Genomic DNA, 20,191 nt, shown 5'->3' with positions numbered 1-20,191 from the left:
GCCATGGAACCTGCGTGCCTGCTGACTCACCCCGCCACCGGACCTTACGCTGCCGGCCAGGCGGGGCAGCACGACCGCTACGACGCCGTGCGCTCGACCAGCACGGCCCTGGCCGCCCCCCTGAGCGCCGAGGATTGCCAGGTGCAATCCATGCCGGACTGCAGCCCGGTCAAATGGCATCTGGCCCACACGACCTGGTTCTTCGAGACCTTTCTGCTGACGCGCTTTCATCCGCCTTATTCGGTCTTCCATCCGCAGTACCGCATGCTGTTCAACTCCTACTACAACGCCGTCGGCGCCAAGCATCCGCGTCCGCACCGCGGCCTGCTTTCGCGTCCCGCGCTGACAGAGGTGCAGCAATATCGCCGCCACGTGGACGAGGCCATGCATGAGCTGATCTCGCGCCTGGGGGGCAACGATCCCGCCTTCGACGCCTTGCTGGAACTCGGGCTGAATCACGAACAGCAGCACCAGGAACTGATCCTGACTGATTTGAAGCACATGCTGTCGGCCAATCCGCTCAAGCCCGTCTACGTAGCGCCAGGCACGCCTGCGCTGCCGCCTGCCACGCCTGCCGGCTGGACCCGCTACGCCGGCGGCGTCACGCGCATCGGCCATGACGGCAGCGGTTTCGGTTTCGACAACGAAGGCCCCGCCCATGACGTGCTGCTGGCGCCGTTCCATCTGGCCGATCGGCTGGTGACTCAGCACGAGTACCTGGCCTTCATCCGCGATGGCGGCTACAAGCGCCCCGAACTCTGGCTGTCGCTGGGCTGGGACCGGGTCTGCGCCGAAGGCTGGCGCGCCCCGCTCTACTGGGAAGGACAGCGCGACGACTGGCGCATCTTCACCCTACGCGGCATGCAGGAACTGGAACTGCAGGCGCCGGTGACGCACATCAGCTACTTCGAGGCCGATGCCTACGCGCGCTGGGCGCGCGTACGGCTGCCGCGCGAAGCCGAATGGGAACATGCCGCCCGCCAACTGCCCGAAGGCGCGCTGACCGCGCGCGCCAACATGCTGGAAAACGGCCACCTGGACACGCGCCCCGCCCCCGCGCGCAACGGCACGGGCGGGCCCGTGCAACTATTCGGCGACGCCTGGGAATGGACCTCCAGCGCCTACGACGCCTACCCCGGCTTCAAGCCCGACAGCGGCGCGGTGGGCGAATACAACGGCAAATTCATGTGCAACCAGTACGTGCTGCGAGGTGGCTCCTGCGCCACGCCCAGGGACCACATCCGCCCCAGCTATCGCAACTTTTTCCCGCCCGAAGCCCGCTGGCAGTTCTCCGGGATCCGCCTTGCACGGGACGCATGAAGCACTTCCTTGAAATTTGAGTACGGATCGCTTGCGCACGCCAAAAATTTCATGCTAGAATTTCGTTCTTCGTTGATCACTGATTGCGACACGGATGTGACGTAAATGCAGGGATTTATCGAAATGGCGCATTAGCTCAGCCGGTTAGAGCGACGGAATCATAATCCGCAGGTCCCCTGTTCGAATCAGGGATGCGCCACCAAAGAATTCAAGGGCCTCCACGTAAGTGGGGGCTTTTTTCTTTGGTGCGTTTTGGACCAAATATTAGACAGCGTCCAATATCCAGTAGTCCGAACAGTACCGCTGTCACATCGCATTGAGTAACCTAGATGGTCGAAAGGCTTCATATGGATTACGCAGCAATGTCGACAACAAGCTACCAAAAGACCCTTGAGGCGCTGATGGTCACCGCCCAGGTGCCGGCGCGTGTCAACAAATTCACCGCGGTCTACACGAAAACCGACGATCCAGACCTTAAAGCCCACTTGAGGTCAGCAATCGATCGGCTTCACAGCAATGAGTACTATGAGGGTGTAGCCGCTACCAGCGCGGGCGACAGGCTGGACCTGGACCATGCCCAATGGAAGCCGCTCCGCTTGTTCTGCGAAGGTGCCATTGCTTCTCAAAAACCCGAATGGCAAGTGATCGCCGAGCGGCACGGCTGGCAGGCACCGTCACGATAGCGTACGAGACGCGCGATGTGCTCGCATTACCAAACACTCAAGGATGCTGAAAAGCTACTCAAGAAGTTCGGAGTGCACCCTCCCGCGCGCGCCTACTCCTACGACATGCGCCCAGGCTATGAGGGTCTGTTCGTCCGGCGGACGATAGGAAGCGTCGGCCGGGAAGCGGTCGTTGGCCATTGGGGCCTGGCTCGGCGGGGTATCAGGGTATCGCCCGCGGTCTCCACCTTCAACGCGCGGTCCGACAGGTTGGAGACGGCCCGCACGTTCCAAGCCGCTTGGCAGGCAGGGCAACGCTGCATCATTCCGGCTGACGCTATCTTCGAGCCGGACTGGCGGCAGAAGTACCAGATCGCTACCCGGTTTACGCGCAGCGACGGCGCCCCACTGGGCTTGGCCGGACTCTGGGATATCGCCGTAGATGCCGGTGGTGAGCCGATGGAGACCTACACCATGATCACCGTCAACGCCGACAACCATACGCTTTTCAAGCTCTACCACGGGCTCAATGACGAGAAGCGAATGGCGGTGCTGCTGCCGGACGAGGCCCACGACGCGTGGCTCGACGCGGTTCCAGATCAGGCCATGGGTATGCTCCGCGGCGCACCGGCCGAGGCGTGGACCGCCACCCCGATGCCGGTAGGGAACGCGACCAACCTATCGCTTTTCTAGTTCAGCTTCTGCCGGTATAGGTCCTGGGCGGCCGGCAACGACGCGCGCATGCCGTAAATCGTGCCACTGTCGCCGCGACTGAACCACAGTTCGTACTGCCACATGTCGTCCACGAAGACTCGACAGATCGTCCAGCCAGGCGGCCCCTGCCAGTAGTAGTCGTCCCGCTGCACCCATTCCACATCAGCCATGATCTGTCCCCTATCGGCCGAGGTTGGGCCGAGTTGCGTAGGTCTGCGGGTGAAATATACTGTGTTTTTGTCCAGTATATTTGCTTTCGATCATGCCGTTCCAGTGCACCGTCCTGCGCACCCATCACCTGGGCGAACGCCGCCGCGACAACGATCCGGGCCAGCCCGTGGTCGGGACGGTGCACATGTATTCAATACTTCACAAAGGTCTCAACCGTCAGGTCACGGTGATGACTATGGACAAGCTCTTGACGTTCGGCGCCAGGGAAAGGGCATCAATCCCGGACCTGATCGAGCCTCAGCTCCTGACATTCGCATCAGACAGGGGCATGATGGTTGCGGGCTTCGAGGAGATTGCTGGCACCCGCTACTACCAGGGGTGGTGGATGCAGTGGATCGACAGCTAGCCAGCTTGGCTGCGCGCAGGTTTTCATCACGATGAACTATTACGACGACACTTATACCAATTCCCCACCCGTTCGCGATATTTGGATCCGAGCCCTGCCCGCGCTCGCGGACGTCAAGAATGGCGACTACCTGAGTATCCAGCGCCTGCGCGAAGCGTTCAGGCTCGAAGGCGGCAAAAAGTTGCGCGATGTGCTCGCCGCCGGCGAACGCGACGGACTGCTGGAGATTGACTGCCGCGTCACACCTACGACCTATCGGGCGACGTTCATCCTGGAGCGGGGCCTGCGTGCGGTGCGCGATGAATGGTCGGGCGCCGACTAACGCAACCGCGCTTGGCATGCCTCCAGCTGCGCCGTCATTTGCCGGATTCCAGCTCGAAGGGCGAAATAATCCGATCGAGCAGCAGGATCAAGCTCGGCGCGGGCTCCATTACCCACGCCGGCGGCGGCTCCTGCTTTGGGCACTCCACCACCGCTGGCGGCGGGGCAGGCGGCAGCGACGTGCAGCCGCTGGCGCCCAGCATCAACATCAGCCCGAAGGCCGTCATCTTCGATTTGGGCACTGCGCAGCCCTCCATACGCGGCCCACTCGGCCTTCGCGTTCCGTTCGTTGATCAAACCCACATCGGCGTAGCGCCGCTGCAGGATCTCCCGCGCTTGGCGCTGGGCTTCGGCCACGCGGCCAGCCTCGTCGGCGCGCATGGCGGCAATCTTGGCACCGTAGCGCCAGCTCTGCGCCGCCCAGGCCGCGCCGCCAGCCACCGCACCGCCCACTGCCAGCGCTACCACGTAGCCCCGCCAACCGATCAATGCAGTCCCGATAGGCATAGCGCGCGCTCCTCAAGTCGGCGGTTGTACAAGCCGCGTACAAACTTGCCGTCTGCGTACGACCAAACAGGCTTTCCGTCGGGACCGTGCGCGAGCGCGTTGCAGCCGTCCGCCACACGCCCGGCGTTGATCAGGCCGACGGCCCGGCTGGCGCAAGTGCTGGGGACGCCGAAATTGTGGGAGTGGCTGCTCAAGGCATCGAAAATTGGCTGACTGATGGCTACGCCAATGCAGTCGGCCAGTTTGAGCTGCCCCTTGCTCACCACCATCTGTTCGACCTCGGCACATCGCTCAGGCGACCAATAATCGCCAACCAAAACGGGATACGGGCTAGTGTGCCTCGTGACGCCTTTGCAGACAGTGGGCAGGCCTTTGGCCAGCTTGTCCGCATAGACGACGTTCTGCCCTTCCCCCTCCCATCGTCCCAGAAACTGCTGCAGATCTGCGCTGAACAGCGTCAGCGCGCCCGAAGCGACAAGCGCCGCGGCGCCGCCTGCGATGCGCTTCCCAATGCCGCTCATACCCTGCTCCCTTTCCACCAGTCCACCAGCAACCGCCAGTACTTGGGCACCAGCAGGCCAATCTGCATCGCGAGATACAGCAGCGTCGCCACGGCGACCCATTCGTTCAACGTCAAGCCATAAAAAACGGCGCCACCGGCGCCGATACCCATCTTGACCATTGCGGCCTGGTCTTCATGCATGCACATGCTCCTATGTCGGGATGGCAAACCTGCCCCCGGTAGACAAAAAGAAGCCCGCCGAAGCGGGCATGGATTGCCGCGGCTACTGCTGGATTTCGGACAGCCACGCAGGAGGTTTCGGCTTGGACCCGGCGTCAGGAAACGACGGACGCGCCGGCCAGTCCCGCAGATCTGCGCGGTACTCGAGAATCTCCGCTCGCCTTGCCTCCGCAATGGGGTAATCCGGCAGCACCAGGAAATCGGTGCGGGCGATCTCGAAATCCCGCCAGGCGCGTGCGCTACGCGCCAATGCCGCGTCGCGCGCGGCGGTGTTCAGCACCCAACCCGAGCGCGCCTCCCAGATGTGATACTCGCCGGGGCGGGCAACATCCGTGAGCCAATCCGGCAGCGCACCGATACCGAGATAAGCGGCCCCGTCAATCTGCGTCCCCACCACATACTCGGCCCCCGACGCGGTCAAATACAGCGGCACCGCTCGCAGGTCGACCGCTTCGGCCCAACTCCCGCTTCCCTCCGCCCCGAATGCCGGATCGCTCGGCGGAACCTCGCTCTCCCACTTTGCGACGAACCCCGGGCCCGTGGCAGGTGGCGCCTCAAACACCGCCCGGAACGGCAAGCGGTACTCATCATCCAGCGGGTCGCCCGCCAAGTCTTGGGCAAAAATAAAGACGCCCAGGGCGTCAGTCTGATACACCGTTTTCATTGCTTTCCTTGTCAGAAATGGATTCGCGGGTGCAGCGCCACGTTGGTCGGGCGGGTCTCGGACGAGGTCCTCGCAACTGCTTCGGAATCCAAGGCCAGATTTGCCACGCGTTGCCCGAGCTCCGTTGACGTCAGGTACTGCCCATACTCATTCCAGGGCGAAAGCGACAGCGCCCCCGATGTCGCACTACCACCGGCCGCGATCTGAACTTTCTCGATACCCCCATGAATCCGCTGCAGCGCATCCCTTTGCGAGCTGGCGAGATACCGAGTGTTGCCGTCGACGTCGGAGCCGGTGAAGCGCACGAACTGATTCCGCAGGTCAGGAAGCCGGAGGCCGGTGCCAGTTTCGGCAAAGACATAGGCGCCCGGAGCCCAGTTTTCGACGCTCACCATCAGGGAATTCTCTTTGGCGTAGGCCTGAAGCGAGCTGTAGCTTGCGGTGGTCACCCATTGGCCATTCGCGTCGATCTGTCCAGGCAGGGGCGAGGCCGTATGCCCGAACTCCAGCCGGCCGCAGTAGGGCGACCGATAGCCGACGTAGTACGTGGTTTCGACCCATACCCAGATCTCTCGCCGCTCGACGACGAAGACCGGCCCTTTGTCCGTCGCGGGCAAGTTGGCCAGCGTGATCCAAGGGATGCTCTTTGCTGTGTGCCGAACGACAAATGCCGTAGTCGCTACCTGCGCCGAGTCGGTACCGGGAGCCGCCGTTGGCGCGCCGGGCGTGCCCGTGAATTGTGGGGAGTTCAGCGGAGCGGCGCCGAGGTCGGACATGACATCGGCGCCGGTCAAAAGCGAAAAGCCGGACCCGTTACCCCGGACATACGCACCTGCCGTCGCGATCGCCAACCCCGTGCCTCCTCGCGCCACTGAAAGCACGCCCGCAGCCGCTTTGCTGACGTCAAGCTCGGTCACCACCAGATTGACATTGTTGGACCCGTCGAAAGACACTCCTGCAGCCGTGGCGCCGCCTGAAAGGGAAAAGCTACGGCCTGTCGCAAGTCGCGTAGCCGTAGCGGCATTTCCCACAGGGACGGCATTCGCGCCCACCACCCGTCCCTTGGCGTCCACAGCAAAGGTCGGGATGTAGTCCTTGGTCCCATAAATGCCCTCGGCCACGCCTGTCGCGGTGAGCGTGACCGGGAAAGAGAGGTTTCCCGTGCCATCAAATGTGCCGTAGCCTGTCGCATCGCCAGACACACCAATCGCCCGCGCGGTTTCGAGCTTCTGCGCCGCGCCAGCCGTCAGGCCGGTGGCCACGCCCGACAGCCGCGCCACAGGCACTGTCCCGGCCTTCAGATTGGCCGCGTTCAGGTTCTGGAACGCGAAGCTCAGCGCATCGGAGCTCGTAGCAAGGAGCGGTCGGCCGGTGACCGCGGCGAGCGCGTCGAGTTGGTTGTAGATCCAGCCCAAGCGTTCGTCCGTCGTCTGCTGCACCTTGTTGAATTGTTCGACAGACGGCGGCACTGAACCGATGTAGGCCCAGCCCGTTTTGTACTGAACCTCGGTGATACCCTCAGCCAGGCCGTTCTGTGCCCAGGTGGCCTTGAAGAGTTCAAAGAAAGTGGGATCTGCCATCAATAGATACCTCGCGCCAGCACGCCGACGCCAAAGCCATAGAAACCTTGCCCGCGGAAACCGAACGGTTTCTCGGTCGAGCCGGTGATTAGTTGCACGCCCACGCCCGCGGCCTTGGGCACCCACTTGCGGGGATTGGCCATGAGAGGATCGTTCGGACCGGGGATGCGGCTTACCCAGATCCTGACCTTCGCGTTGCCCGCGTCCTGCACAATCACGCGGGAGACGTCGAAAATGGGTTTGAGCGATGCGGCAATCTCTGGCGCCGTGCCGTGCCCGTTATTGAGCGCGATCTTCCAGTACAGAAGCTTTCGGTACTCGGCATCCAACAGCGTCGTGGAGCCGCCGACGGCCCGCTCATTGGCCCGTCGCAGCCGTGCTTCACCAAACCCGCCCACATTGGGCTGGCCGTTGAAACCGAAGAAGCGGACATAGACCGTGTCGTCGATGACGCGCGGCAGCCCGACGATTTCGCCAATGCCGTCCAGCTGCTTCCCGACTGCTGTATCCAGCCAGCGCTGGTCGTACATATCGCGCAGCGCGCCCTGAAGCCCAGCTGCGGGCTCAAGGAGCGCCTTGACCAGCGCCTGGAGTCTCGGTTTGGCTTGGAACTGCCCCAGCCAATGCCCCCAGGCAACGCCTGCGTGGTCTTGTTGGAGATCCATCAGGTCACCTCGATGCGGGAGCGGTCAAACACCGCGACCTGCATATCCAGGATCTCGATGTTGGAGGGCGCGAAATCGCCCGGGCCTGGCTCGAAGGATGGATCGGTAGCTGACGCCAGCAGCAGCTCGACAGACGCAATCCCCTGGGTTTGGTAGATCGCACCAAATAGCCGCTGGCGAATCACGTCATCGCCGATGGAAAAGCTGGCGCCAGCTGCAGCCAGGTTGGCTGCAATCCTGTCGAATCCATCTGGCGGAAAGGCCTGCTCAGACGAAGGCAGCAGCGTGACCGCGCAGGAAACCCATACGTACACCCGCTCCGGCCGATCGAAGCGAATCGGCTGCAATGCCCCATCTTCGTCCGTTACGACCGCTGTCACCGCGCCATGCGTATCGATCCCTGCGGCCTTGACGCGGAAGATTGCACTGGCAATCTCATCGTCAAGCCCCCCATCCACAACTATGTGAATACTGTGCGGAGGACGACCGGCAGCGTCAGCTGCGTCGGTGTCATTCTGGAAGACGCGCAGCGCCTGTACACCCGCCACGCGGTCACGCACGTTCGGTGCAATGCTAGGCAGCGTCGCCGCCCCGAGTCGAAACAGGCCAGAGGGGTAACGCGCGCGCAGATCCGCGTCATTCTCAGCCAACCTGCCTGCGGTGCCGGCCTGGAGGTTTTCCACTCCTTGCCAACCGTCCACGGCCGTCACAATGCCGTTGAGATCGCCCACTGCCGCAACCTCATTCGACGCCACGTCGGAGAGGGCCAAGCCCGGCGAGCCGAGCCGCGCGAGGGTAAGGTTCGCTGTCCATGCAAATGCTGCCGCGACGCGGCCGTCGGTGTGAACGCGCACCGACGCGCCATCACTGGACACAGCCAATCCACTGGGTGCAAGTGCGGCGACCAGGCCGGAAAGGATTGCAGGCAAGTTGGTGACAGCTGCCGATGTATACGAGTAGGCGGACCCGTCGATGGTGACGGCATACAGAGCCCCCGCGTGCACCTCCGGCAGGAGCGTGATATCGGCGGCCGCGCCCGCCAAGATCTGCACCTGACCGTCCACCCCCCACAAGTTCTGGCTCACCCGATGGCGAATCAACGCTCCTGCTGGCACCGTTGTGCCGCTGGTGCCGTAGAACACCACATACGCGCGTGACCGCTCATCGGTCAGCCGCGTGACGCCCGTAAAGGACGCCGACCGGTCCAATGAAACGCCGCTGGCCGAACCGGGGTACATGGACAAATAGACCCCTTCCGCCTGCTCCCACAAGGCCGCCTCACGCTCGGCAAAGGTGTCGATAAGCAACCCCGTGATGCTGTCCGGGCGGGTCTCCACTGACTCGCTTACTCCCGCGGCCATCAGCCGCGCACGCAGGTCAGCGACGATCTCCTGGCGAATTTCGGGCAGGCGCATGCGCACGAACCCGTCCGGCGTTACACCGTAGGCCATAACTAACCTCTTGAATAAATTGAATTTAGGCGAGCTGCAGAGTTACAACGTCGCTGGCCAAGCCCTCGGCCGTTTCAGCTTCGAAGCTCACTCTCAGCGCGCGCAGCGTTCGCTCAACGTCGAGCGCCAGGCGGCCCACGCGCGTCACGCCTGGCACGTTCAAAATCCGGGAGCGCAGGACCGCCTCGATTGCGGAGCGATCTGGGTTTTTGACCAGGACCTCTTCGAAGTAGGGCACCCCGAAGGTCGTGTCCAGAAACCATTCGCCCAAGAATGCGAGCAAGGTGACCTTGACCTGCTGCCGCACGCGGTCCGCCCCGCCGATCATCCGCGTGCGCCCCAACAGGTCCACGGCAAGATCGCCGTCATTGGCTAGTGCTAGATCTAGGGTCATTAGTAGGGGTCTCCAACTTCGCCACCCATGCTGTCACGGTGGTGGTGGGTGCTGCCGACATTCTTGCCGTCGTGGGTCAGCTGCCCGCCTTCGAAAGCTACACCGCCCCGGACACGCATCGATGCGTCGCCATCGCCGCCCTCGCCCGCCAGGCCCTGCGTGTAGACGAAAGGGCCATTTACCGTCACCGGCGAATTGAAAGTTGTCTGATCTGCCTTCACCGTCCATTCTTTGACCATGAAGGACAAGTCCCCTTCCGGAGACAGCTTCAGCCAAGCCGGCCCGTACTGGATACTCACGTTTTCGGTATCGGCCGCCACCGTGCCCGGGCGCACCACCGAAGTGGCAAAGGCATCGGACAGATCGAACTGCCGGGGATCATCCGGCGGCCCATCGCTGCCTGCCAGCCAGTTTTCCAGCGCCCGCGCCGAAAAAGACAGCTTGATCGGATCACCGGCCTTGAGCGGCACGGAGATCAGCGCCTGCGCGCCGTTCACGTCGCCCACGAGCCAGCAGACCGGTACACGGACAATTTGAGGGGCGCGCAGCACTTCGCCATTAGCCAGGCGCTTGGCCAGCGCCGGCCGCGCGGTGACGAACGTGCCGTCATAGGAGACCACCACGCCCGGGAGCGTCGTGTAAACCTCGGCCAGCTCGCCAGCGATCAGCGCGCGAAGCGCAGAGGTCGGATTCTGATTCATGGCTTTGCCTTCTTCTTCGGCGGCGCATACCTGTCGACCAGTTCGAGCTCGGTTTGCCAGTCGCCGCCGGCGCTGTCGCCCGTACTGCGTAACGCCTCTATGCGCAGAAATGCTTCCACCGTCCTGCTTTCCAGTTTGACCAGGTCACCAGGGTTCAACGTGGGCAGCAGGAGGGACGTAACCCGCCAGCCGTCACGCTGCTGCCGCGCGCTTACGATGTTCACGTCGTCGCCGGTCGTCTTGTCCTTGACCTTGGCCTTTTCCCGGGCCGCTTCGCGGGTGCGCTCTGGATACCCGAGCAACCCGGTGTCCGCGGCCAGCACCACCGCTTGCCTGCGTGTCGTGCCCTTGCGTGCGACGACCTGCAGTTGTTGGTTCTGGATCGACCACTCGAGGCCGGTCCCCTGGGTCACCTTGTGCAGCGCTGTGCGGGCCGCGCCATAGAACGAAAATCCCTGCTGCCAGCGCCGGTCCGGCACATCTTCGGCCATGATCAAGGGCAGGCCCATCTGCCGTGCTATGTCGCGGATGATGGACGAGGCCTGGGCGCCAGGGCCGAGGCCAATGGAAACTGCTGTGTCCCGCACCTCCGCGTAGCCGTCTTTGACGATAAGCTCCGTCACCACGTCGGGTTGCTCGAACTTCGTGTAGGCGAAGACCACGCTTCCGGCGGCCATCAGGAGCGGGCCGCCCTCCTCCGCGTACCCGGCGTACAGCACACACATGAGTCCAGGCTCTTCCAGCGCGCGGCGCGTGGTCTCGGCCAAGTTGTAGACCCGGATCACATGCTCGTTCGGCTCCTCGGCGGCGTCCTTGGCGATGTCGAACGTTATGCGCATGGGCTGGACAATCTCCACGCCCTTCTGGTTGGGCTTGCCGACCAGCAGCCGGTATACCCGGTCAAACCGTGCCATCCGCTACCTCCGCCGATTCAACATAAGCAAGCGCGACCTGGCCGGCCGGCAGAGCTTCGCGGCTGATGGTGTTGCGCCGGTCCGGCGCCAGCGCGACCAGCTCGCCGGGTGGCACCGCCAGATGCCGGTACCGGGTGAGAAGCGGCGTATCCGGCACCACGCCGATTCCCGCAACGATGACCTCGTTGTAGGCGTTCTCGATCGAGAGAGTCCATAGTTCAGCCTCGCTGTTCCAGGCCAGGTGCAAAAAATAGGTGATGCCCTCCAGCTCCACCTCGGTGAGGCTGTCGTTCGCGTCGATCACAGGTATGACAATCACGTGCCCCTCCCAAGAATCTTGCTCAGATCCGAGCCCTGCTTGGCGGTCGGTTCGGCTCCGGCCGCCTTGCCGCCATTCGTCTTCGTCCCACCTGCCTTGCCGGCAGCCGTGCCACTGGTTTTCTCGGGCGGAATGTCCGCCTGCCGCAGGGTGACCTTTCGGATCTTCCTGAACTCGGCAGTGATTGCGAACTTGTCGCCGCCGTCGTTGGTCCGCCCGATTGAACAACGGGTCATGGCGAAGTCCACATAGACGTCCAGGCCGGTCGTGATGGTGATGGGCAGGCGGTCCGCATGAATCGTGCGCAGTGCCGCCTTGGCGCTTATCAGTTTCTGACGTCCAACGCCCAGCGAATTGGGCGCGCCGACGAGGTCTCTTCCATATCCGCCCAGAAGAGTCGCCTCCGCAGCAGTCACCCAGCCGTCCAGCGCCAGACGCTCGGAGTCCTGCACGATGTGATCCGTCACAGGCGGGCCGTCCTCCACCGCGTAGCTGGTGGCTTGACTTTCCAGCTCGGTCGTTTCGCTGATGAGCGCATCGAGGGGGATGACGCCGATGCTGCTGCCGCCTCCCCACCCGAAAACCAAAGAAACAAAGCTCATCCTCTACCCCTTTACGGCGGAACCTCGACCCCAGCAGGGGCGCCAAGGATTCGTGACATGCGATCAATGCTGCGGCGCTGCGTTGCCTCCGTTCCCCGGCGCGCCGCGCCGGCAACGGCATTGGGATCTGCTCCGGGAGCGTTGACCGTGGTTTCGTTGTGGATCTCCACGGAAACCGGACCACGCCCGGCGCCAGCCCCCGCCCGAACAGCCGCCCCGGGCGAAACCAGCGGGACGCCGGCGCCAGACGCGAAGGCTTGCCACTGCCCCTGTCTGCCTAGCGCGCCGCGCGGAGCCGTCATCATTGCCCGCTGCTCATCGTTCAGCATTTCGCCGGGCAGGAGTTCGTTAAGCCAGTCAGCCGCAGCCTTGACCTTATCCATGATCCATTTCTGAATGGCGCTACCAATCTCCTGGATCTTGGCGATCATTCGCCCGCCGATGTCCTCGAAAAAGCCGAGCAGGCCGTCTAGAGCCTCCTTTCCCTTCTTTTTGAACCCGTCCCAGGTTTCGCCGAAGAACTTGCTGATGCTGTCCCAGTTCTGCCAGATCAACAGCAGGCCGGCCAACACCAAGCCGATGATGCGCCCGATAGGATGGGCAGCGAAGGCTGCCCACAGCATCGGCACAACCCTGGTAGCCAGGAAAACCAGTAGCCCCCGGATAGGGCTGAGGATCTTCCAGAGGCCGTATACCAAAACGCTGATGGTTCCAAACTTCAGTATCCAGGGACCAAGCTCCTTACCGGCGCCACCGAGTGCGTCCTTGATCCACACCAGGACGGCGCGAACAGCGTCAATTTCGTGCTTCCAATCCTCGACACGCCCTATCAGACTTCCCAACACCGAAATGTCGCCACGCATCCAGGAAACGATGTCGTCGCCGATCAGGTAGATCGTGGTCAGCACCGCCGCCATGCGCAACAGCGGCGCCAGAGAGCGCGTCCAGAGCGTCAGCATGCGCAGCGCCCCGGCCGGGCCGCGCCGAAGCGCCATGGCGCTATCCAGGCCAATGGCCGTCCGGGTCGCCGTGATCATCGACCGGATCAAGCCGCCAGATTGAACCGTCGCCAGCGCCATCCAGTTACGCAGGCGAAGAAGTCCCCACGCGCCGCCTGTGAGCGCCAGCAGTTTGATCACCAGCCCGAGGTTATCGGCCAACGTCTCGATCGACTTCGTCACCCCGCCGACCGCGGCCCGTCCAAGTTGCATTTGTCCGAAGAAGCGCTGGAAGGCGTCGCTCCATACCGTCATCGCGTCAGCGATAGTGACCGGCATAGCCTCGGCCTCGACTCGCATCTTGGCGAGCTGGGACTGAAGCGCGGGCAAAAACTGGTCTGTCGTGACCTTGCCCGCCTTCACCTGCTCAAGCAACTTGTCGGTAGTGGTACGAAGGCCATCCGCCAGCGCCACCTGCAGGCGGGGCGCCGCGCGCATCAGCATCGCGTACTGCTCCATGCCCAGCTTGCCCTGCATGATGGCGGCAGTCAGGGCGGAAATTACCGATTCCTGATCCTGGGCCTTGGTGCTGGACAGCGCCATGCCTAGCGAGAGGCCCTCAGTCACATCGACCGTGTCCTGGGTCGTCTTCCCCAGATCCGCCATCGTGCGGCGCGTGCGGACGAACAGCTCGGCGTTGTCCGCGTATGCCTTGTACGTCAGCCGCGAGATCCGGGCCAAATCCGTATCCACCTCGCCGTATTCTTGAGCCGACGCCGTCGCCTGACGCATACGGGCTTCCATCTGCCCCCACGCGTCGATATCGCGCGAGATCCGGCTAAGGATCGAGACGCCGAAGACGGCCCCCAGCACGCCACGCAGCCCGCTGAACGCCCCGGCCTGCTCCCGGGCCAGGCGCGCGCCGCGCACGATGTTCCGGTTGAAGCCCTCCTGCGCCCGCCGCGCGTCCTGGATGGCCAGGCGGGCGCCCTCCCACGCGCCAATCCCGGCCTCGCGCACGGTGGCCAGGCCAACTCGCGCGCGCGCCATCAGCGCGCCGTATGCAGCTTGAACTTGGCCGATCCGCGCGCGGCTTTCCGCGACGTCGACCGGGAATGCCGCAGGCCGGCCGAGGCCAGTCATCTGGGCACGCGGGGTAGCGCGCGGCGCCGGCATGGGCGATGGCCCCGCCACAACAGGCGCGACGACCGGCGCCATCGGCGCCCTGGGGTTTGCCCCCCGGTCGCCCCACACCCCGGGCTGGAACACCGAGCCTGTCAGCGCTTGGCGCATCGTCTGGACGGTCTTGGCGCTGGCCTTTTGCAGGGAGTCCTGCGCCGCCCGGTAGGTTTCCTGGTATTTCTTCAGGCCGGATTCATCCACCTGATATCGCAGGAGGGTGACAAGCTCACGGATTACGCTCATTGTGTCTTCCTACTTGCGTGCGCCCGCGCGGCGTCTTGGGCGTCCATCAGCGCGTTCAGTTTCATGAGGTCGAGAAGATCGACCTCTCCGCGGCGGATCGCGTCCAGGCTGACGTGGCCCGCCAGCACCGGCCGCCAGATGATCAGCTCTTGCTCGAAGGCGGGGTCAAACTGGCCGACAGAGTCCCCAGCTTCTCGCGGACCGGACCAAAGCGGCCGGCCCATTGCACGAAAGGGCCGGCAAAGTTGTGCCGGAGGATGTGGAACAGCAGCTCGAGGATCTGGGAGAAGTCCTCGAAGGCCAGGCCGCGATGGGCCGGAGTGAGTTTCTGCGGATCTCGACCGGGCAGCTCGAAGCTCACCAGCTCGGGATCGATCAGTTCGTCGCACCACTTCTTAAGGGCGACACCCCCCAACCGCGCCGAAAGGTCTTGCAGCGCCAGGCGCATCGCTTGTTCGTCGCGCTCCTGCCCAGCGCCGTCCGGGCTGAAGACCGCCGTCAGCAAGGAGCCCGCCGGAGGCAGCACTTCCTTCTGCAGGTCGCCCAGCAGCTCCAGCTGACGGAAGGCGTCGAATTTCGAGATGTGGAAGGTCGTGGTGCCAATCACCACCGGAATATTGCGGCTCATCAGCTGTTGCCTCCGATGAAGTTGATGGACGGGCCGGTCTCGATAACCCACTCCCGATTGCCCGACTTGGCGGCATAGCCGGCGTCCGGCATCTTGACGATCCAGGCAGAATCAGCCGCGTGCAGCGACTTCCCGCGCAAATCGGTGACCGCCACCGGCAGAGCGCCCTGGCCATCCGAAGCTTTGTCGGCCTGATGCATCGCCGTCAGCAGCGCATTGCTGGTGCTGGTCTGCATCAAAGTCACGGTGATTCGCAGGCGCGAGTCACGCGACATGGAGCGCGCGACCTCGCCATCGGCGCCGGAAACGGAAGTGATGCCCTCGCCGATCTCGGCGACCGTCACGAAGGTGTCTTCGGCCAGGCCGCTGAGAGCGACAGCGCCCATCACGATCTTGACCTGGCCAGGTGCGTAAGTTTTTGCGGACATGGTCGCCCCGTTAGATTTGTTGATAGGTCAGGTTGCCTTTGATCTCGGCAACATGGATGGCGCCGGCCAAGCGTGCGCTGAATTTCAGATCACGCAGAATGCGGTTGGCCTTGTCGTTGGCGGGAACATCCATCGACCGCGGCGCGGTGATGACGAACCCCGGGATGCGGTTGCCGGCGCCGTCGATTTCGTCTGGAGCGATCAGGCCGCGCGCCTGGCCAAGCAGCAGCGCCTGGCGCAGACCGTTGACGATGATCTGGATGCCGTCGTCCGTAAAAGGCACTTTGCCATTGGCGTTGATCAGCTGCGTGGCAACGTTGATCTTCACCTGCTCGGCCAGCCAGTCACGGCCTCGGATCACGTCTATCCACTCGCCGGCGGCCACCTTGCCGTTCTGCGTGATGGCGAAATTTCGCATCTGCTCGAATGTGTTGGCGTTCTTGGCGTGCGCCGCCAGCGCCTGGCCCTCGCCCAGGTTGTCATAGGTGATCCCCGCGAGACGGGTATTCGCCCAGGTTTCACCGCCGGGATAGTAGGTGAAGCGGTTCGCCATCACGGCCGACTCCAGCGCTTCGCTGGTCGCCATGCCATGGAACCAGACATGCGTGCGGAAGTACTGCTTCTGCTGGCACTTGGAGGCCAGGTCCGTGTCGATCGCCGCGTCGAGGATGCCGGCCTGCGCGCTGGAAACCCCGAACAGGCAACCGTTGGATTCCACCCATTCTGCCGCGTCCAGAACATCCGCCTCCAGGCGGCTGGCCAGCGCGACGCCGTACCAGTCCGCATTCTCTCGGCGGCAGGCGCTGAGGGCCGCCGTGGGCGTCTCGGTGCTGGTAGGAATTGTCTGGGCCAAATTACCCTTGACGGTGACCGCCACCGCGGCTTCTGCGTCGTTCGCCGTGATGGAGATCTCGGCGCCCACGGCCGTGGCCTCGACGGGCGCGCTCGCCGCCGTGATGGCGGCCACCAGACCGGCGGCGATGGTCGTCGGCGTACTGTCGGCCAGGCCCGCGAAACTCGCCTGCGCGGTTTGCACGGCGCCGTCCGCGGCGCGCCATTTCATCGTGATCAGGAAGGACGACACGCTGGCACGGGTCACCGTCACTCGCGACGTTTCTACGTGCCGGCGCCCCACGAAAACGCGCTGTACAGTCGGGATCTGCTTGAAGGCGTCCCGGACCGCTATGTAGAGCGGGTCGGCCTGGCTGATTCCCAGGTCCAGCAGCTCGGACGCTTCGGTCACTACCAGGATCCGGCCGACGCCCAAGGCGTGGGCGCCCAAGACGAGCACGTCGGAGAAATTCTGCTCCTTGATGGCGGTCGTGTTCAGAGAGATCGCCACATTGACGATCCGGTCGATGTTTGCCATTTGCGGCTCCGAAAAAAAAGCCGCCTGATGGCGGCTGGATGGCGATTGCACGACGCGGCCGCTACGGCGCGGCCGCAACTGTCGCGGTAAAGGGGGTTTCTATGGCAGGCGTCAAGCCGCCGGTGGTGGTCGCCGTGCCGGTCACGGTTTCAATGAATCCGACCTGCTCGGAGTGGACCAGCGCGTAGCGGATGCCCAGTTCCAGCAAACCGCGCCGCTCGAAACGCACGGCATCCCGCATGACTGGAATGTTCTGCAGACGCCCAATTTCGAAGAGCGCCAGGCCCAGGGCCTCGGCGCGCTCCTCATAGAGAGGGTGCCGCAACTTCAGCGCCAGTTCGTCCAGCGCGTCGTAGGCAGCCGGGCCGAAGCCCTGCAGTTCGACCGTCGCGTCGTCGTGCTGGCGCACTGGCTGCACACCGTCATCACCGACCAGGCCTACCTCAGCGGCGCTTATCTTCGCCCAGTGCACGGCCATGGCGATATAGGCCGTAGCCGGCCGTTTTCCGTTTTCATTGGCGAAGATCACCGGCGTGGCGCCCGCGGCGGCCTCGATCAGCTCGAAAATGCGGTCTTCAGGTGCCATGGTGATCCCTGCCTTCGTTGCGCATCGATGGGGCTATCGGCCCAGCGCCGACTCGATGCTGCCCTACCCGGTGGCCTGGAATGCCCAGCCGGGCCTGGGGAGTCCTCCCGGACGTTTTGCCCCGTCCGGTCTCGATCCAGACTGCCGAGGTCCTTGGGCTACTGCAACTCGTCGGCGGCCAGCAAGACCGCCAAGTATCGGAAATGGGGGATCACCCCCGATTGCCAGGGCGACACGGCCACCACCTGGTATTCCCCTGCGAGCGGCCCGACACCCCAGACCAGGCGATCGCCATTTGTCCAGTCCTGCCCGGCGACGACCAGGTCGGCGCTGGTGTAGATGCGCACCGCCGCGCGGACGCGGCGCCCTTCTGGGTGCACCTGCAGCTGGTCGTAGTCGCCAGCCTTGGCGGGCTGCACGGACGCCAGAATCCCCTTGTCCGGTCCCGGCGCCCCATCTATCCAATGGCCCCGCTCGTGGCGGCCGGGGAGCCGCGTACGGACCACATGCGGTCGTCGAAAGCTCATAGGTCACACCTTCTCGTAGCGAATCGCGCCCACCATCAGGCCATGATCGATGAGAGGCACATCGCTCCCTTTCTTCTTGACCGTGGCGGGCGCGTTCGGCTCGGCCCATTTCTTGGATTGCTGCACGTGCGCCTTCTGGTGCTTCTCCGCGAAGGTTCCGAGCTGGTCCAGCGCGGCGTCGACGCCGAGGCGCCCTTCCTGGACAGCGCCCGCCATACGGTCCATGGCCTGGCCCAGCACCTCGCCGTTCTTCTCGGCGAAATCCCGCATGAACGGCCTGGCCGGGACGTGTTCGGTGCCCAGCTCATTGAAGATTGCGATGTCCAGCAGGTCCGCGCCTGATTTTGGATCCTTGCCGGCCCCAGCCTGAATCCCGAACTTCACGCCACGCCCGTCGATTGCCTTGGCCAGGCGGACGTGCTCGCCCAGCCCCTTGTCGATCGATTTAACAGACACGGGGAGTACTCCTGACGGTGGCGGCGCCCACGCGACACACGCGCGCCAGGCGCTCGTATTGGGCATGAAAGCCCGCCGGATCGGCCGCGCCTTCCACCTTGCCGTAGGTGCGCTGCAGGTCGCCTTCCTTCTCGCTCACAACGCCGGGCCGGGCAAGGACGCCGTCCGCTTCCGCGGAGCGTTGCTGCTTGATGCCATAGAGCAGCCACGCCGCAAACCAAAGCTGGGCCTCGTCCTGCTTCCTTGGAGGAAGGCAAGCCGGCCGGTAGTCGGCGGCCATGGCCAGCGCCCGCTCTTTGTCCGGAGTCGGCATGGGGGCCACCGCCGGCGCCAGGAAGTCCAGATCGTCGATAGTGGCCGCCATGATTACTGCTCCGTGGTGCTGACGCCGCTCTGCTCTGCGAGGCTGGCCTTCAGGGCTTCGTACAGCCCTTGCAGCTCTGCCTTGTTCGCCGCGGCGTCATACTGCGCGCCCTGCTCATCCAGCCAAGCCTTCAGCTCCTTGACCGTGGAAGGCTCCTTGACATCGCCCGAACTGTCGCCGGCGCCGCCCCGCTTCTTCGAAGCGTCGGACTCGACCGGAGCGTCCGTTTCAACCAGGAGGCCGCGGTCGATCAGGTCCTTCACACCGCGCGCCTCGGGATCCACCGCTGCCGCCTTCGTCGGCGCGATCACGGTGTGGCCACCAATGTTGATGACGGCCTTGGTGGTGTTGATGAAATAGCGCATCAGATTTCCCCCTTCGCCAAGGACAGCGGGTAGTAAACGACCACCCCGCCGGCACGCGCCAGGCAGGGAACCACCAGTTCGAGGCCACGTGCTTGCGCCGCCAGCTGGTTGAACGGCATGGGCAGCTCCATGGCGAGGTTTTCCTCGCTGTACTCGTAGGCCAGGATCAGATCCTTGCCACCGGCGCCCGCGCCCTTGAATTCGGCTGCACCCATGATCTGCAGCCCGGGATGCTTATCCTGGAAGAACTGGCCCACCGTCTTGCCGTTGGCGTCGGGAACCCGGCGCGAGAAGATCTTGCTGCGCTGCTCGGTCGGCATGACGATGCGGGTCGGCGTATGCACGTTCTTGGACTGAGTGACCACCGCGTCGTAGATCATGTCCAGGTCGGCCAGGATCTGATCGGCCGTCGTGGTCGGATTCAGCCAGTCGCCGTGCAGGCCCACCACCAGCGGAACGTTGGGGTGGTTCACCAGGCCGTACAGGCCGAATTTCGTGTCGCCGATCAGCGCCATCTGGTTCAGCTTGATCTCGACGGCCTTGCGGGCCGCCATCGACTTGCGCGTGGGCAGGTCGGTACGGTTGGCCGCCGCCGCGCGCAGCTCCATCACGCTGTAGCCGTAGGAGTCGCCGATGTTCTTGATCTGCGCGACCTTTTCTTCGCCCTTGACATCGGCGCGCGGAAGATCGTCGGCATAGTTCGCCACGATCTTCGCCATGCCGACCTCGTCGTACATGAAGTACGTGAAGGTCTCGGCCCATTCCGGCACCTCGGTGGAGATCGGCACCAGCTGCAGGCCGATCATGGGCGGCAGCTTCTTGTCATAGGTGCGCGTCTTGACGTAGTCCAGCTGGCGGGCCGTGAAGAGGCCTTCGTCCTCGCGCATGCCGGCCAGCGCCACGACGATCTTTTTCACGGCCGGCAGGTCGGCCTCGTCGTAATGCTCGTGTTTGTCCATGGTTTTCCCAATG

The 20,191-nt window shown here is 63.9% G+C and carries 28 protein-coding genes and 1 tRNA gene; 6 read left to right on the top strand and 23 right to left on the bottom strand.

Translation table 11 applies throughout. From position 1 onward, the window contains the following. Nucleotides 1-3: 3 nt before the first annotated feature. From egtB to IPU70_RS08175, 4 genes are all read left to right on the top strand, one after another. The gene (egtB, locus tag IPU70_RS08190) at nt 4-1,320 is read left to right on the top strand and encodes an ergothioneine biosynthesis protein EgtB (protein WP_207466381.1); all 1,317 of its coding nucleotides are present in this window, start codon (nt 4-6) and stop codon (nt 1,318-1,320) included. A 125-nt stretch (nt 1,321-1,445) separates the two neighbouring features. Beyond that, nucleotides 1,446-1,522 (top strand) — tRNA-Met (locus tag IPU70_RS08185). 145 nt (nt 1,523-1,667) lie between these two features. Further along, the gene (locus tag IPU70_RS08180) at nt 1,668-2,003 is read left to right on the top strand and encodes a hypothetical protein (RefSeq protein WP_207466379.1); all 336 of its coding nucleotides are present in this window, start codon (nt 1,668-1,670) and stop codon (nt 2,001-2,003) included. 15 nt (nt 2,004-2,018) lie between these two features. Beyond that, the gene (locus IPU70_RS08175) at nt 2,019-2,675 is read left to right on the top strand and encodes an SOS response-associated peptidase (protein WP_207466377.1); all 657 of its coding nucleotides are present in this window, start codon (nt 2,019-2,021) and stop codon (nt 2,673-2,675) included. Here IPU70_RS08175 and IPU70_RS08170 read toward each other — a convergent pair. Then, nucleotides 2,672-2,866 carry a hypothetical protein gene (locus tag IPU70_RS08170; RefSeq protein WP_207466375.1) on the bottom strand — a complete coding sequence of 65 codons (195 nt, stop codon included), beginning with the start codon at nt 2,864-2,866 and terminating at the stop codon, nt 2,672-2,674. The genes IPU70_RS08175 and IPU70_RS08170 overlap by 4 nt on opposite strands. An 80-nt stretch (nt 2,867-2,946) precedes the next feature. On the opposite strand from IPU70_RS08170, the gene IPU70_RS08165 reads away from it, so the two are divergent. Both IPU70_RS08165 and IPU70_RS08160 read left to right on the top strand, forming a co-directional pair. After that, nucleotides 2,947-3,273 (top strand): hypothetical protein, encoded by a 327-nt coding sequence (locus tag IPU70_RS08165; RefSeq protein ID WP_242702374.1) that lies wholly within the window; start codon nt 2,947-2,949, stop codon nt 3,271-3,273. Nucleotides 3,274-3,304: 31 nt separating this feature from the next. Further along, entirely contained in the window at nt 3,305-3,595 is a 291-nt protein-coding gene (locus IPU70_RS08160; protein WP_207466373.1) for a hypothetical protein, read from the top strand. Here IPU70_RS08160 and IPU70_RS08155 read toward each other — a convergent pair. The 22 genes from IPU70_RS08155 to IPU70_RS08050 all read right to left on the bottom strand — a co-directional run bounded on the left by IPU70_RS08155 (nt 3,592) and on the right by IPU70_RS08050 (nt 20,178). Continuing rightward, complete coding sequence (locus IPU70_RS08155) at nt 3,592-4,101, bottom strand: lysis system i-spanin subunit Rz (protein WP_207466371.1); 510 nt, start codon at nt 4,099-4,101, stop codon at nt 3,592-3,594. The two genes, IPU70_RS08160 and IPU70_RS08155, sit on opposite strands and share 4 nt — an antisense overlap. Next, entirely contained in the window at nt 4,080-4,622 is a 543-nt protein-coding gene (locus IPU70_RS08150; protein ID WP_207466369.1) for a lysozyme, read from the bottom strand. Before IPU70_RS08150 ends, IPU70_RS08155 begins: the two co-directional genes overlap by 22 nt. Continuing rightward, on the bottom strand, nt 4,619-4,804 hold the full coding sequence (locus IPU70_RS08145) for a hypothetical protein (protein WP_207466367.1): 186 nt from the start codon (nt 4,802-4,804) through the stop codon (nt 4,619-4,621). Before IPU70_RS08145 ends, IPU70_RS08150 begins: the two co-directional genes overlap by 4 nt. 82 nt (nt 4,805-4,886) lie before the next feature. Then, nucleotides 4,887-5,507: a phage tail assembly chaperone gene (locus IPU70_RS08140; protein WP_207466365.1), complete on the bottom strand. Its 621-nt coding sequence runs from the start codon at nt 5,505-5,507 to the stop codon at nt 4,887-4,889. An 11-nt stretch (nt 5,508-5,518) separates the two neighbouring features. Beyond that, complete coding sequence (locus IPU70_RS08135) at nt 5,519-7,087, bottom strand: hypothetical protein (protein WP_207466532.1); 1,569 nt, start codon at nt 7,085-7,087, stop codon at nt 5,519-5,521. Then, nucleotides 7,087-7,752 carry a DUF2612 domain-containing protein gene (locus IPU70_RS08130; protein WP_207466362.1) on the bottom strand — a complete coding sequence of 222 codons (666 nt, stop codon included), beginning with the start codon at nt 7,750-7,752 and terminating at the stop codon, nt 7,087-7,089. Before IPU70_RS08130 ends, IPU70_RS08135 begins: the two co-directional genes overlap by 1 nt. Then, nucleotides 7,752-9,203 (bottom strand): hypothetical protein, encoded by a 1,452-nt coding sequence (locus IPU70_RS08125; RefSeq protein WP_207466360.1) that lies wholly within the window; start codon nt 9,201-9,203, stop codon nt 7,752-7,754. The genes IPU70_RS08130 and IPU70_RS08125 overlap by 1 nt, the downstream gene beginning before the upstream one ends. 25 nt (nt 9,204-9,228) lie before the next feature. Then, complete coding sequence (locus IPU70_RS08120; RefSeq protein ID WP_207466358.1) at nt 9,229-9,597, bottom strand: hypothetical protein; 369 nt, start codon at nt 9,595-9,597, stop codon at nt 9,229-9,231. Continuing rightward, a complete protein-coding gene (locus tag IPU70_RS08115) occupies nt 9,597-10,298 on the bottom strand; it encodes a Gp138 family membrane-puncturing spike protein (protein ID WP_207466356.1) in 702 nt (233 codons plus the stop codon). The genes IPU70_RS08120 and IPU70_RS08115 overlap by 1 nt, the downstream gene beginning before the upstream one ends. Then, nucleotides 10,295-11,212, bottom strand: coding sequence for a hypothetical protein (locus IPU70_RS08110; protein ID WP_207466354.1), 918 nt, complete (start codon nt 11,210-11,212; stop codon nt 10,295-10,297). Before IPU70_RS08110 ends, IPU70_RS08115 begins: the two co-directional genes overlap by 4 nt. Next, nucleotides 11,199-11,531, bottom strand: coding sequence for a hypothetical protein (locus tag IPU70_RS08105; protein ID WP_175207227.1), 333 nt, complete (start codon nt 11,529-11,531; stop codon nt 11,199-11,201). Before IPU70_RS08105 ends, IPU70_RS08110 begins: the two co-directional genes overlap by 14 nt. Then, nucleotides 11,528-12,133: a phage baseplate protein gene (locus tag IPU70_RS08100; RefSeq protein ID WP_207466352.1), complete on the bottom strand. Its 606-nt coding sequence runs from the start codon at nt 12,131-12,133 to the stop codon at nt 11,528-11,530. The genes IPU70_RS08105 and IPU70_RS08100 overlap by 4 nt, the downstream gene beginning before the upstream one ends. A gap of 11 nt (nt 12,134-12,144) precedes the next feature. Continuing rightward, on the bottom strand, nt 12,145-14,496 hold the full coding sequence (locus IPU70_RS08095) for a tape measure protein (protein WP_207466350.1): 2,352 nt from the start codon (nt 14,494-14,496) through the stop codon (nt 12,145-12,147). Nucleotides 14,497-14,638: 142 nt separating this feature from the next. Next, nucleotides 14,639-15,124, bottom strand: coding sequence for a phage tail assembly chaperone (locus IPU70_RS08090; protein WP_207466348.1), 486 nt, complete (start codon nt 15,122-15,124; stop codon nt 14,639-14,641). Continuing rightward, the gene (locus tag IPU70_RS08085) at nt 15,124-15,552 is read right to left on the bottom strand and encodes a phage protein (RefSeq protein WP_175207223.1); all 429 of its coding nucleotides are present in this window, start codon (nt 15,550-15,552) and stop codon (nt 15,124-15,126) included. The genes IPU70_RS08090 and IPU70_RS08085 overlap by 1 nt, the downstream gene beginning before the upstream one ends. A 10-nt stretch (nt 15,553-15,562) precedes the next feature. After that, on the bottom strand, nt 15,563-16,921 hold the full coding sequence (locus IPU70_RS08080) for a DUF3383 family protein (protein WP_207466346.1): 1,359 nt from the start codon (nt 16,919-16,921) through the stop codon (nt 15,563-15,565). 61 nt (nt 16,922-16,982) lie between these two features. After that, nucleotides 16,983-17,507: a hypothetical protein gene (locus IPU70_RS08075; protein WP_207466344.1), complete on the bottom strand. Its 525-nt coding sequence runs from the start codon at nt 17,505-17,507 to the stop codon at nt 16,983-16,985. 158 nt (nt 17,508-17,665) lie between these two features. Further along, nucleotides 17,666-18,034, bottom strand: coding sequence for a hypothetical protein (locus IPU70_RS08070; protein WP_207466342.1), 369 nt, complete (start codon nt 18,032-18,034; stop codon nt 17,666-17,668). Between the two features lie 3 nt (nt 18,035-18,037). Then, a complete protein-coding gene (locus IPU70_RS08065; RefSeq protein WP_207466340.1) occupies nt 18,038-18,490 on the bottom strand; it encodes a hypothetical protein in 453 nt (150 codons plus the stop codon). After that, entirely contained in the window at nt 18,480-18,854 is a 375-nt protein-coding gene (locus IPU70_RS08060) for a DUF4054 domain-containing protein (protein WP_207466338.1), read from the bottom strand. The genes IPU70_RS08065 and IPU70_RS08060 overlap by 11 nt, the downstream gene beginning before the upstream one ends. Nucleotides 18,855-18,856: 2 nt before the next feature. Continuing rightward, entirely contained in the window at nt 18,857-19,219 is a 363-nt protein-coding gene (locus tag IPU70_RS08055) for a hypothetical protein (RefSeq protein ID WP_207466336.1), read from the bottom strand. After that, complete coding sequence (locus IPU70_RS08050) at nt 19,219-20,178, bottom strand: DUF2184 domain-containing protein (RefSeq protein WP_207466334.1); 960 nt, start codon at nt 20,176-20,178, stop codon at nt 19,219-19,221. The genes IPU70_RS08055 and IPU70_RS08050 overlap by 1 nt, the downstream gene beginning before the upstream one ends. Between the last annotated feature and the right edge of the window lie 13 nt (nt 20,179-20,191).

Origin of the sequence: Achromobacter sp. SD115, assembly GCF_017355315.1 — a bacterium.
Taxonomy (GTDB): domain Bacteria; phylum Pseudomonadota; class Gammaproteobacteria; order Burkholderiales; family Burkholderiaceae_B; genus Achromobacter; species Achromobacter xylosoxidans_B.
Note: the sequence above shows the minus strand (reverse complement) of the source record. Positions and strands in the feature narration are given on the sequence as shown.

Coding starts and splice junctions, on each gene's coding strand:
- egtB (WP_207466381.1), top strand. CDS start 4: ATGGAACCTGCGTGCCTGCTGACTCACCCCGCCACCGGACCTTACGCT.
- IPU70_RS08180 (WP_207466379.1), top strand. CDS start 1,668: ATGGATTACGCAGCAATGTCGACAACAAGCTACCAAAAGACCCTTGAG.
- IPU70_RS08175 (WP_207466377.1), top strand. CDS start 2,019: ATGTGCTCGCATTACCAAACACTCAAGGATGCTGAAAAGCTACTCAAG.
- IPU70_RS08170 (WP_207466375.1), bottom strand. CDS start 2,866: ATGGCTGATGTGGAATGGGTGCAGCGGGACGACTACTACTGGCAGGGG.
- IPU70_RS08160 (WP_207466373.1), top strand. CDS start 3,305: ATGAACTATTACGACGACACTTATACCAATTCCCCACCCGTTCGCGAT.
- IPU70_RS08155 (WP_207466371.1), bottom strand. CDS start 4,101: ATGCCTATCGGGACTGCATTGATCGGTTGGCGGGGCTACGTGGTAGCG.
- IPU70_RS08150 (WP_207466369.1), bottom strand. CDS start 4,622: ATGAGCGGCATTGGGAAGCGCATCGCAGGCGGCGCCGCGGCGCTTGTC.
- IPU70_RS08145 (WP_207466367.1), bottom strand. CDS start 4,804: ATGCATGAAGACCAGGCCGCAATGGTCAAGATGGGTATCGGCGCCGGT.
- IPU70_RS08140 (WP_207466365.1), bottom strand. CDS start 5,507: ATGAAAACGGTGTATCAGACTGACGCCCTGGGCGTCTTTATTTTTGCC.
- IPU70_RS08135 (WP_207466532.1), bottom strand. CDS start 7,087: ATGGCAGATCCCACTTTCTTTGAACTCTTCAAGGCCACCTGGGCACAG.
- IPU70_RS08130 (WP_207466362.1), bottom strand. CDS start 7,752: ATGGATCTCCAACAAGACCACGCAGGCGTTGCCTGGGGGCATTGGCTG.
- IPU70_RS08125 (WP_207466360.1), bottom strand. CDS start 9,203: ATGGCCTACGGTGTAACGCCGGACGGGTTCGTGCGCATGCGCCTGCCC.
- IPU70_RS08120 (WP_207466358.1), bottom strand. CDS start 9,597: ATGACCCTAGATCTAGCACTAGCCAATGACGGCGATCTTGCCGTGGAC.
- IPU70_RS08115 (WP_207466356.1), bottom strand. CDS start 10,298: ATGAATCAGAATCCGACCTCTGCGCTTCGCGCGCTGATCGCTGGCGAG.
- IPU70_RS08110 (WP_207466354.1), bottom strand. CDS start 11,212: ATGGCACGGTTTGACCGGGTATACCGGCTGCTGGTCGGCAAGCCCAAC.
- IPU70_RS08100 (WP_207466352.1), bottom strand. CDS start 12,133: ATGAGCTTTGTTTCTTTGGTTTTCGGGTGGGGAGGCGGCAGCAGCATC.
- IPU70_RS08095 (WP_207466350.1), bottom strand. CDS start 14,496: ATGAGCGTAATCCGTGAGCTTGTCACCCTCCTGCGATATCAGGTGGAT.
- IPU70_RS08090 (WP_207466348.1), bottom strand. CDS start 15,124: ATGAGCCGCAATATTCCGGTGGTGATTGGCACCACGACCTTCCACATC.
- IPU70_RS08085 (WP_175207223.1), bottom strand. CDS start 15,552: ATGTCCGCAAAAACTTACGCACCTGGCCAGGTCAAGATCGTGATGGGC.
- IPU70_RS08080 (WP_207466346.1), bottom strand. CDS start 16,921: ATGGCAAACATCGACCGGATCGTCAATGTGGCGATCTCTCTGAACACG.
- IPU70_RS08075 (WP_207466344.1), bottom strand. CDS start 17,507: ATGGCACCTGAAGACCGCATTTTCGAGCTGATCGAGGCCGCCGCGGGC.
- IPU70_RS08070 (WP_207466342.1), bottom strand. CDS start 18,034: ATGAGCTTTCGACGACCGCATGTGGTCCGTACGCGGCTCCCCGGCCGC.
- IPU70_RS08060 (WP_207466338.1), bottom strand. CDS start 18,854: ATGGCGGCCACTATCGACGATCTGGACTTCCTGGCGCCGGCGGTGGCC.
- IPU70_RS08055 (WP_207466336.1), bottom strand. CDS start 19,219: ATGCGCTATTTCATCAACACCACCAAGGCCGTCATCAACATTGGTGGC.
- IPU70_RS08050 (WP_207466334.1), bottom strand. CDS start 20,178: ATGGACAAACACGAGCATTACGACGAGGCCGACCTGCCGGCCGTGAAA.